The 11,627-nt window shown below is 35.6% G+C and carries 8 protein-coding genes and 1 riboswitch; of the genes, 5 read left to right on the forward strand and 3 right to left on the reverse strand.

What is annotated here, in order from left to right; translation table 11 throughout:
• The 3 genes from PTI45_RS18840 to fosB form a co-directional block, all read right to left on the reverse strand.
• The coding region (locus tag PTI45_RS18840) for a hypothetical protein (protein ID WP_139129283.1) at positions 1 to 513 on the reverse strand (513 nt) is incomplete at its 3' end.
• Positions 514 to 522: 9 nt separating this feature from the next.
• A complete protein-coding gene (locus tag PTI45_RS18845; protein WP_069329135.1) occupies positions 523 to 5,967 on the reverse strand; it encodes a S8 family serine peptidase in 5,445 nt (1,814 codons plus the stop codon).
• 230 nt (positions 5,968 to 6,197) lie between these two features.
• Positions 6,198 to 6,593: a metallothiol transferase FosB gene (gene fosB / locus PTI45_RS18850; protein ID WP_069329136.1), complete on the reverse strand. Its 396-nt coding sequence runs from the start codon at positions 6,591 to 6,593 to the stop codon at positions 6,198 to 6,200.
• 464 nt (positions 6,594 to 7,057) lie between these two features.
• A riboswitch (PreQ1 riboswitch) is annotated at positions 7,058 to 7,101 on the forward strand.
• A gap of 226 nt (positions 7,102 to 7,327) precedes the next feature.
• On the opposite strand from fosB, the gene queC reads away from it, so the two are divergent.
• The 5 genes from queC (at position 7,328) to PTI45_RS18875 (ending at position 11,502) form a co-directional block, all read left to right on the forward strand.
• On the forward strand, positions 7,328 to 8,014 hold the full coding sequence (queC, locus tag PTI45_RS18855; protein WP_069329137.1) for a 7-cyano-7-deazaguanine synthase QueC: 687 nt from the start codon (positions 7,328 to 7,330) through the stop codon (positions 8,012 to 8,014).
• The gene (gene queD / locus PTI45_RS18860; RefSeq protein WP_069329138.1) at positions 8,011 to 8,499 is read left to right on the forward strand and encodes a 6-carboxytetrahydropterin synthase QueD; all 489 of its coding nucleotides are present in this window, start codon (positions 8,011 to 8,013) and stop codon (positions 8,497 to 8,499) included. Before queC ends, queD begins: the two co-directional genes overlap by 4 nt.
• Positions 8,496 to 9,389 (forward strand): 7-carboxy-7-deazaguanine synthase QueE, encoded by an 894-nt coding sequence (gene queE / locus PTI45_RS18865; RefSeq protein ID WP_083243619.1) that lies wholly within the window; start codon positions 8,496 to 8,498, stop codon positions 9,387 to 9,389. The genes queD and queE overlap by 4 nt, the downstream gene beginning before the upstream one ends.
• Before the next feature lie 87 nt (positions 9,390 to 9,476).
• Positions 9,477 to 9,974, forward strand: a complete 498-nt coding sequence (gene queF, locus PTI45_RS18870) for a preQ(1) synthase (protein WP_069329139.1) — start codon at positions 9,477 to 9,479, stop codon at positions 9,972 to 9,974.
• Between the two features lie 205 nt (positions 9,975 to 10,179).
• A complete protein-coding gene (locus PTI45_RS18875; protein ID WP_069329140.1) occupies positions 10,180 to 11,502 on the forward strand; it encodes a hypothetical protein in 1,323 nt (440 codons plus the stop codon).
• Positions 11,503 to 11,627: the final 125 nt, after the last annotated feature.

Consider the following 11,627-nt stretch of genomic DNA (forward strand, 5'->3'; position numbering starts at 1 on the left):
AACCTTATCTGTAGGAAAAGAAAAAAAATCATTTATAATTCCATTTAAGCCTATAACGCTTTTTTCGATTCCTAGCAATGCATATACTGGGCTTATAGCTTTAAAAATATTTAAAGCTAGTTGCTCAATATGTTTAAACTTTTCCTGTCTTATAATTTGTTGAGTTTCTTCTTCTATTTTTTGAAAATTTAAAGAGATAGATACTTCATAAGAATCAGTATCTAAAAAATTTATAATCATTCGTGCTGGTATACAATGATCAATCACCATATCTAAAGATGAAAGAACATATTGTTCTAATAACTTATAGGAAAAATTTTGGGTAATTTCCTCAGCACCTTCCCAAACCAAATCATAATTAACTACACTTGGGGAAATTAATAATATGGTAACTTCTTGAAATTGAGTATTTTTTAATTCTAATTCATTTAATAACTCAAATACTTTTGAAGTATTATAAGGCATTCTTAAGCACGCAGAAATATTTATATATTCACCATATCCAAGATCCATATTCTCGCCTCATTTCAATCCAAATTTAACCATTTGTGCATCACCTAATTTAACTACTGTTGCAACAAGCCCTGCTTTTGTTCCATTTTTATAAATATAGACAGCAATATTATATCCATTAGAATCTATACTATAGTAACCTTTTACACTATCCTGTCCTAAGCTATTATCAAACGATTTTATAGGTTTGGATAATAGCTTGCTTATATATTCTGAAAATTTTTGTTTGGTTTGATTATTCCAATTGCTTGTCCAACCAAAATCTTTAGCATGCTTATAAGAATGTTGAAGTCTTGAAGTATCACTAACAGCATATTCTATCATTTCTGAATTCAATATTTTTGGTAGATCACATCCATCAATATTATGAACCCAAATATCCAAATCACTTACAAAATACGTATGGAAATCGTCAACCGTGAAATTATATACTTTCACTTTTTGATCATGTTTTACAATCTCAATTTGATCAATCGTGAGCGTATGACCATTACTTTGTTTCAGTTGATCTCCTACTTGTAAATCAACTGCAACGACCCATCCTTTGCCTTCGACCCAAAATGGATGATTATCTGTCGTTTCTATAATTTCATGATTCACTGTTAATTTATACGTTATTTCTTTTTCATTACGATAAAGAGCGGTTACTTTCTTGTATGCTTGTTCGCCCGTTTCTGCATTTTTAGAAAGAACTTGATCCCCAATTTGAATATCTTCAATGGGTCTCTCTCCATCTTTTGTTTCAATTTCTGTACCTGCTACAAAACAATTACAAGTCGTCTTCGCCATTTTGGCAGCATTTTCTCTCGTCGTTAAACCTACCATTTTTACAGTAGCAGTCTCAATTTGACTTTTGCCTGCTTTAATGACTTTATAAGCTACTTTGACTGTTCCTACTACAGGAACCATACCTGCTGCTGATAAAGATGCTTGAGTGTACTCCCCTTCAGATAGATAGAGTATGCTGTTGGCTCCTCCACTGAATACAGAGAATACAGGGATAGCTTCGCCCGCTCCTAATATTTCATGTGCAACTTCTGATGGGCTTGCATTCGGATCGACAATCTTTAAGCGATCCATAGTACTAAAGAATTTCTGAAGACTTGTTTCTCCATAATTTTTTCTAAACCATGCTTGATAATCTTGCTGAAGATCACCTACACCTACATTTTCAAATGGATATACATATCTTTTATAGTATTCTTTACATAATCCACAACTTTGAGCTTCTCCTGCTTTGACTAAAGCAGTATTTGGTGTTCCATCAAATGTAGTGGGTGGAGTTGGATAACGTTTTCCGGTTGAAGGTCCATATATTTTTTTGTTTTTTACTATTATTTCGGATGTGACAACATCCTCTCTAGCAACTCTCCAAATTTCATCACCTGTAACTTTAGGATATACTACTAATTGATAATCTCCATCTTTAGCATAAAAATAGCCATCAGAAACTAATGCTAAAATATCTCGTGTTTCTTTTCTAACGGTACCATCCCAATCAAGTTTCATAGTGGATACTCCACTTTGTCTTGTTAATGTTTTTTGATAAGCTGTGTATCGATTGGTTAAACTTCCACTAAGATGTTTAGGATAAATTTGATAAGTAATACTATCAAATTTATTTTTATTACTATAAATTAAAGCTGTATATACATTTCTGCTTCCATTTTTACCTGGTGTAAAACTTTGCGGTGTAGTGCTACCATTTCCTCCTGGATCTTCAGAGGCAATAGAGAAATCATTTTCTTCACGTTCTGTAGTCTCAAATTTGTTGATGTACAAAGAAATTTTATAAGTTCTACTTATATAATTTTTAGCTGAGGATATACTCCATGTACGACCTAAAGTATTATCTACCCGGAAATAATATTCTCCTGCTGATAGCCAGAATACTTTCTCTCCAGCTGAGCTAAAAATTCCAGAAATGCCCCCATTTTTATTTTCAATATTTCCAACACCATCAAAAATATTGATATTAACTTGTTCGGCAGAACTTAGACTTACACGATAAAAATCAACGTCATATAAAGAAGTGCTCTGAAATCTTTGTCCTCTAGCATCAGTCGAATATAAATCATCCCATTGCAATACTTGAGCTTTAGATTTCTCTGATTGAAAAGCATCCTCTACCTGTACTTTAGCTTTCATAGCTGTACCAGGAGTTTTATTCTTAACTACAAGATAATACGTGGTTCCTGCTTGAAGTGTTGTTTCGACTTTAGACCATGTAGCACCATATGGTTTCTTACCTTCTACATTATCATTTTCATTCATTAGAGAACTTAATGCCGAGTCACTATAAAGAGCTATATGAGTGTCTTTAATAGCAGAATTTCCCGTATAATACGTAGTGAAGAAACGATATTTCCCTGTTTCGGCAGGTGTAAATGCAAAGTAAGAACTTTCATCGGCAACGAGTGAAATATCTTTGTATTCTTGATTTTGAATAACCGGAAAGTCTATTGGCATCGCACTAACCATTAAGCGTGCGTATACTTTGTCGTAACTTTCGATCTTAATATAATAGGGAGTACCTTTACTTAACTTGAGTTCTAATTTAGAGAAATCATCTCCACCAGAATCATCATCTGTACCGCTTGGAATCATCTGCTTCATGGAAATATCACTATATATCGTCATTTTTGTATCGTTACGTGTATTTTTATTGCCTTTATAGTAACTGGTAAATAACTTATAGTTAGCAGTTGCTCCGGGTACAAACACGTAGACTGTACTCTCTTTTTTCGATTCATCAATATCTTGTGCTTCATCTACCGTCAAATACGGAATTGTTGAGCTAATAACTGTTGCTGTGATACGTGCTTCCAGAGGAATACCATCGAATCCAGAAAGAAGAACATAGTAGGTTTTTCCAGCATCCAAAGGAATTTTTAATTCTGAAAAAGTAGTATCACTATAATCATCATTGTCAAATAATAGAGTACTTTGAGAAGCATCTTCAAAAATCTTCAGATTTGTATCATTTTGGGTATTTCGATTATGATATCCGCTTGTAAATATACGATAAATTCCTGTTGTTGCTGGTCTAAAACTAAATAATTGTTCTGAACCAGCAGGTAATTGAATATCTTGTGGATTATTCACAATTAATTCAGAGACTTGCGTTGTCTCACGAATAGTAGTGAATGCACTTGTGCCTGTTTCATATACAGCGGCTACGCTTAATGAATAACTAGTCAAAGAACGTAGACCAGTAATATTAAAAACATTATCTGTTGGTGTTGCGACTATATTTCCATTTACTTTAACAATATAAGAAGTTGCATTTTCCATAGCATCCCATGTCATATTTATACTCGTATAGCTTGGGAATGTTGTTACATTTTGAGGAGCCATTAGAGTAGGTGCTACATAACCATCGATCGATAGACTATAGTTTTTATTGCCAAAATAATCATTGTTTCCTTGCACTTTTAAATAATAGGTTTTACCTGCTTCTACTCTGATCTTTGTACTATTTTCTTGTCCAGAAGAAGCTTCTATAGAATTTAATGTATTTTGATTGTTATCATAAGAATTTAAAAGAAATGCTGAGCCACGAGTCGAACGAAGTGTTACCGTTGCTTCGCGTGTGTTTGTAGCTACAAATTTGTAGTAATCTAAATCGTTTTCTACAGAGATATAAGAAGTATACGTACTACCTTCATTAATTAATCGTGCTTGAGCAAATGTATTGTTATTCTCATACGTATCCGATACTTCGCCTTCAACGGGAGGAACGACTTCCGGAGAGGTCACTGTAACATTAAATGTATCGTCTCCAAAAATGCCGTCATATCGATAGCGAATTTCATAGGTGCCTGGTGGTGTATCAGCTTTCGTATTCCAAGTAAAAGGAATATCTACATTAAGACTTGGTCTTGTTATTTTTTTTGTAGCCCCACCAATAACTTGAGATGGATTAGAAGTAGGTGAAACGGTAATTGTGATCCCCGTATGTACATTTTCCCCTTGTAATCCACCATTCAATTTTAAAGAGACGGTAATCGGCTGACCCGCTGCCACACTTTTCCCATTACCTAAATGATCATAAGAAGCTAGTGTCAAATCGCTATCTACTACTGGTTCTTCAACAGGTACAGTAAGAAGGGATGGATCTTCACCATCTGTTAAAGGAGCAATATTTCCATCAATGATACCTAATGCTTTAGCAACGTTGATAAGCCCTTTACCATACTGATGAGCTTCACCTAAGGAAGTCGCTGTTTCTGTAAGCCGATCTGCCACTTGGTTAGCAGTCCAGGAAGGGTTATGTTCCCATAATAATGCTGCCGCCCCTGAAGCAAAGGCAGTTGCAGAAGATGTTCCTGAAAGAATAGCATAATCTTGGTGGTTATAAGTACTAAGTATATTCGTACCAGGTGCCATTAAATCTAAACCTTCCCCTGTGGAAGAGAAAGTCGCTCTTGCATGAGATGTGTTGACTGCCCCTACTCCAATAACGCCAGGATATTGAGCAGGGTATCTAACGTTATTTTCACCATTTCCTGCATTACCTGCTGCTGCGAATACAAGAATTCCTTTCTCTCTTGCATTTTGAATCGCTTGTTCTAATACATCACTATATTCCACACTTGTAAAACTTATATTAATGATATCGATATGATGATTAATCGCCCAGTCAATTCCTTGTACAACTGAACTAGTATAACCTTTACCTTTAGCATTAATGACTTTAACTGAATATAGCTCTACGTTAGGTGATACTCCAACGATACCATACGTATCGTCTACAGCAGATATCGTTCCAGCCATATGAGTGCCATGACCTTGATGATCTGCATAATCGGTTTCATCTTCTACAAAAGAAACGCCATCTTTTACATTCAATTCAGAATGCGGAGAAATACCAGTATCAAATACGGCAACTTTTACTTTTTTATTTGTTTTATCTGGTTTGGGAGCGAGATTAGCACCAATGGAGTATACGCCCCAAGGGATACTTTGAGGTTGCTCTTTTAAATCTTTGGTTTCTACTTTATTTGCTGCGAGTTCAATCGGTTGATCTAACTCTACATATTCAACGGTTCCTTCACGAATGAGTTCATTCACATCGGTAGGAGTCAGATCAGCTAAATAGCGATCTACACGAGGTAACAGGATAGCATCTTCTAACTGAGGAGGTGTTGTCTCTGCTTTTAACGTTTTGACATTTGATTCATTCAAACGAACGATGTATTGTTGCTCTTCTTCTTTAGGTAATACAGGGAAAGGAACCTCTGGAAATACTTCGTACGTATTTTGATTAACAGTGGATTCTTTTTCTGTTGGATCTGAAGCTGAGTTTTCTGTCTTTGTGGCTTCTGTATTACTAATTACTTCACTTGTACTCTCATCTGCGAACGGAGTACTTTCTTCTGCTGCATATACACTTGGATTGATCGTTTCGATCAATAAAAGTAATGCAAATAATAACCCCAGTATTCTTTTCATTTTTTTCCTTGATTCCCCTTATATATAAAAATAGTGTAACTGTTTCGATTATATGTAATTTGTGTATAAAGATCTATACCTTTTTTACTAAATTTTTCAATTTACCTAGGTATTATATACTATAAAATTCCAAATATAGATAAAATTAAAATTAATTTACAAATTTTATGTTTAAATAGATTTAATTATAAAAAAAGATGTTCTCATATTAATGAGAACATCTTTTTTAGTTATTTTCGATAATAATCCAATCGTTGTTCTAACGTCCCTGTATGGAACTCTAGTAAATGTCCATCCGGATCGCGGAAATAGATGGATTGTCCTTCTCCTTCTGGATTACGCTGTCGTCCTTCTTCTATCGTTGCACCTGCTCTTTGAAGTCTAGCTCGTAAAGTGTCTAAATCTTTTTCTTTTGCTGAAAAAGCAATATGAGTATATGACTGGTGAATCTCTTGTCTTGGTATGTCTTCTTGTAGATTCAATGCTAACCAAATACCGGCTATTTCAAAATAAACAGTCTTTGGTTTAACCAGTAACGGCTGAACAGCAAATACATTAATATAAAAAGTCATCGCACGCTCCATATCAGCTACCGAAAAGGTAATATGCCCTATCCCACTGATAATAAGCTCTTCCTTCTGATCTGGATCAATATTTATATTTTTTAGTTGAACCCTCGCATCCCAATGCTCTGGTTTATTTTGATAGGAGCTTCTCCATTGGCTTCCATTCTCTAACCAACGTTTGCGATATTCCTCTACACTAACAGGATCGCTCGCTCCATCATTATCAAATCCTGGCTAAAAAAAACAACATTCACATATTTGATAACTTGGAAATCCATCTTCCCATTGTGGTTTATCTAATTGATCATATCCACATACAGCACATATGTATTGTCCCATCATTTTCTCCTTCAATATCTTTATAAATTATTTAGTTCTAATCATGCATCATTGTCTACAAATATGCTATACTAACGAAGCAGTTTTTCAAGTTTTATCCTGAACAGAAGATAATCCGCAGTGTACTGAAAAGGACTACTTTCTACTTACATGATAGGTAGCAACGTAGTTCCGCACAGGGCAACGCGGGAGAGGTTCGCGAACTCCCTCTATAAAAAACTATCAATCCTGATCAATGCGTGTATTTCAAAAGAAGACTCTGTCTTTTTTAGCATTGATATGAGGTTTGTTTTTTGTTGGACAGGTTCATGGAACTCTCTTCTTCCCGAAGGACAACAAGATATAGGGTGTTGAACGTTTTGCTGATTAGAATGATGCAGATCATTTCTTTTCTAAGCAAGTGGTCTTCGTGCTAGTGTCTTGATATCCCTTTAAGGAAATGGAGAGATTTTTTTATGCTTAAAAATCAAAAAGCGGTTGTCGTTTTCAGTGGTGGCCAAGATAGTACAACCTGTTTGTTCTGGGCAAAAGAGCAATTTGCTGAGGTAGAAGTGGTGACTTTTAACTACGGTCAACGCCATAGTGCAGAGATCGAAGTAGCCACTCAAATTGCACAAGAATTAGGTGTTGAACAGACGATTCTCGATATGAGTCTACTGAATCAACTGGCTCCTAATGCATTGACTCGTTCGGATATTGATATTACCCACGAAGAAGGCGAATTACCAAGCACATTTGTTGATGGACGTAATTTGTTGTTTTTGAGTTTTGCTTCGATTATGGCCAAACAAAAAGGAGCACGTCATATCATTACCGGTGTCTGTGAGACCGATTTTAGCGGATATCCAGATTGTCGCGATATTTTTGTTAAATCACTCAATGTAACGTTAAATCTGTCGATGGATCACCAATTTGTTATTCATACTCCTTTGATGTGGCTCGATAAAGCTCAAACATGGGAAATGGCAGATCAATTAGGTGCTTTTGATTATGTACGTGAAAAAACGTTAACTTGCTATAACGGTATTGTAGGCTCCGGTTGTGGAGAATGCCCTGCTTGTAAATTACGTCAAGCTGGACTGGATCGTTATCTTGCAGAACGTGAACAATCTAATGACTCTACTGAAGGTGCACGTCGATGAATCAACCGGGACCTTTCCGTATCGTCGAGAAGTTGCAACAGTATGGTACAGATATTCAACACGAACAGCTCCGCTACCATCGTAGACGGGTGCTTGTCAATAAAGAGTTTACCTTTGATGCAGCGCATCATTTACATGCTTATGACGGCAAATGTATGAATTTACATGGTCATACGTATCGAGTGATTTTTGGTATTAGCGGTATCCCTAGTGATAACGGGATCGTAGTCGATTTTGGGGATATCAAAAACATCTGGAAAGCTCATATCGAACCTTTTCTTGATCACCGCTATCTCAATGAAACGTTGCCTCCAATGAATACAACGGCTGAAAATATGGTCGTGTGGTTATATGAACAAATGGAATTAGCACTGCAAAGCGAACCTTATGCAGGGCAAGTCGAAGGCGGACGTGTAGAATTTGTACAATTGTATGAGACACCAACCAGTTATGCAGAAGCAAGACGGGAGTGGATGCAAGCATGAGTACAACATTTAAAGTGAATGCGGAACAAATCGCCAAAGCCAATCAATTAGCAGGTTCAGATACAGATAATCATGATCATTCCGAACACCCTCATACACCGAAAATTGCTCCGATTCCGGTACTTGAGATTTTTGGACCTACTGTTCAAGGTGAAGGAATGGTGATCGGGCAAAAAACGATGTTTGTGCGTACGGCTGGTTGTGATTATCGTTGTAGCTGGTGCGATTCTGCTTTTACATGGGATGGTAGTGCCAAAGATCAGATTATGCGTCTAAGTGCTGAAGAAGTGTATGCTCAATTGTTCGACATTGGTGGAGATCGTTTTAACCATGTCACGATTTCAGGCGGTAACCCTGCTCTGCTTCCTCAATTGGGACAACTTGTACAATTGCTAAGTGAAAAAGGGATTCGTACCGCAGTCGAAACACAAGGTTCCAAATGGCAAGATTGGTTGACTGACATTAATGAAGTTACGATTTCACCGAAGCCACCAAGTTCTGGAATGACCACTAATTTTGAGGTGTTAGACGATATTATTCGCCGTCTGGAGCACAATCAGATCAGTCGATATACAGCGCAAGCACAAGAAGCACCTCTTTCTTATGCGGGAACATCCCAGTTTGCTCATTCGTTTAGCCTCAAAGTCGTGATCTTTGATGAACAGGATCTGGCTTATGCGGAGAAAGTACATCTGCGTTATCCAAATGTACTGCTTTATTTACAGACGGGTAATCCTGATGTGACCAGTGCAGATGATCAGATTGCAGCTTCTTTATTGAAGCGTTATGAGTGGCTGATTGATCAAGCGATGGATATGCCTGCTTTTAACGATGCTCGTATTTTACCGCAATTGCACACTCTGGTATGGGGCAATAAGCGCGGCGTTTAGCAGAATATGATATACCCTATTTTTTTACGTAAAATGCTAGAAGAAGTACGATGAAAGTAACTATATATTTAGAGGAGATTAATTTCTATGTCCGGAAGACAACCCGATGAAATGCAAGATTTAACACTGCTTGGCAATCAAGGAACCAAATACAATTTTGAATACGATCCAAGTATTCTTGAAAATTTTGATAATAAACATCCATATCGTGATTACTTCGTTAAGTTTAACTGCCCTGAATTTACAAGCCTTTGCCCGATTACAGGACAACCTGACTTTGCAACGATTTATATTAGTTATATCCCTGATCAGAAAATGGTAGAAAGCAAGTCACTCAAGCTATACCTATTTAGCTTCCGCAATCATGGTGATTTCCATGAGGACTGTATGAATATCATTTTGAATGATCTTGTTAAATTAATGGACCCTCGTTATATCGAAGTCTGGGGTAAATTTACGCCACGCGGCGGGATTTCTATTGATCCATATACCAATTATGGTAAGCCCGGAACGAAATACGAGCAAATGGCTGAACACCGTATGATGAATCATGATATGTACCCTGAGACGATCGATAATCGTTAAAACCTAAAAGTTATACTTAAGCTAATGCTAACCAGCATTAGCTTTTTTATGATTTGAATCAAATTTTATATTAAGCACACCAACCGAAAAAATTACTCACTTCATTTTGGGGAATTTGTTATATTAAAGTAAATTATAATTACTAATAACTGTTTGTATTTGTATACTAGCTTCAATGATTTCACAATGAAAGGTAGTGATCGAATTGAAAAGAAAGAGTGATCTTTTTTCGAGAGCTGTAAGTTCAACTCATTTTAGTTATGATGATACAAAGAAAACACCAACAACCTCTGCATCAATTTCCAAAACTTCATATTCTAAATCTAGTTCAAGTCCACATGTATCTATACTACAATTGCAAAAAAATTTAGGAAATCAGCATCTAAAAAAATTAATTTTAAAAAATCAACTATCTACTTCTAAAGAAACGATTCAGCGCATAATAGATACTAAGACAGGTGAAGAAGTTCCTGTTAATTGGGACAATATTACTGAAGAAGAATTTAATTTGATTAAACACAATATGAACGAAAATATCTGGAAACTAGACGACAATGACCTGAATCAGCTGAGGACAACTTTTAGCCGTTTAGAATATGAAAAAAATAAAAATAATCCTATTAATCCTGATACTTGGTTTAACCAGCTTCATACTATTGAGCAAGAGTCAACAAAAATGAATATTGAAGAAGATCACACCAACACCGATGAAGATAATGAAGATTCAGACTTTGAAGCAGATGAATTTGATCCGAATCAACAAGAAATATACGATGATCTGTATACAAAGTATCAAGCAAAAGTTAAAGAAAAAAACAAAAAGTTACCTGGTCGTTCTGTTCAAGGTGATTTACTCGAAAAATTTAGTTCAATTTACTTTGCAGATATGGGGATAAACGAAATAAATGCTAACACTTATATGAAAAACATACCCGGTATTGACCATATAAGAGATGATGATCAATTTCCATTTACTCAAGATAAATTGCATATGGGAGATACCGGCAATATGGTACAAGTATATAGAGCACATTATGCAGATCGCAAAAATATGGCCACTAAATTTATGAAAGCATCTGTTGAAAGAACTAAAAATGGTACTCTCGCACAATCAGCCATAAAAATCGAAAATATGTTAAACGATATTTTAAAAAATAAAAATTGGCAAAATAAAAATGTATTTCAAAATATAAAAGATGAAATTACGCAATTCAATCAAGATTACGATGATGCTTTAGACTCTGAGTCTGATTTTCCAAGTATAGATAATTTAGAAGATATTATTGATATCATTGCAGACGGTATCGGATTTTCTGTACCAGCAGATGTATGGGAAGCGATATATCTTCTTAAAGAAGCATCTAGTTTGTCTCCGCATGAGCAAATAAGCAATGAAGAAATGAAAGCTTATATTCGCATAGACATGAGAATTGCAGATTTCCAAACTCTTTTTGATAATATGAGCGAGGTTGCTAATCCATATCATTATCGCTCTACTGAAAAAGATGCAGATTATAACCCAGAATAATAACTATAGATTTGAAATAAATATCTATCTTACTACTTAACTATTTCAAAATAATATTCAATATTTAGTACACCAAAAGCTTTATTTTATTTCACATCTTGGTGAATGAGATGAAGCTTTTTTGT

It is taken from the genome of Paenibacillus nuruki (genome assembly GCF_001721045.1).
GTDB classification, from domain to species: Bacteria; Bacillota; Bacilli; order Paenibacillales; family Paenibacillaceae; genus Saccharibacillus; species Saccharibacillus nuruki.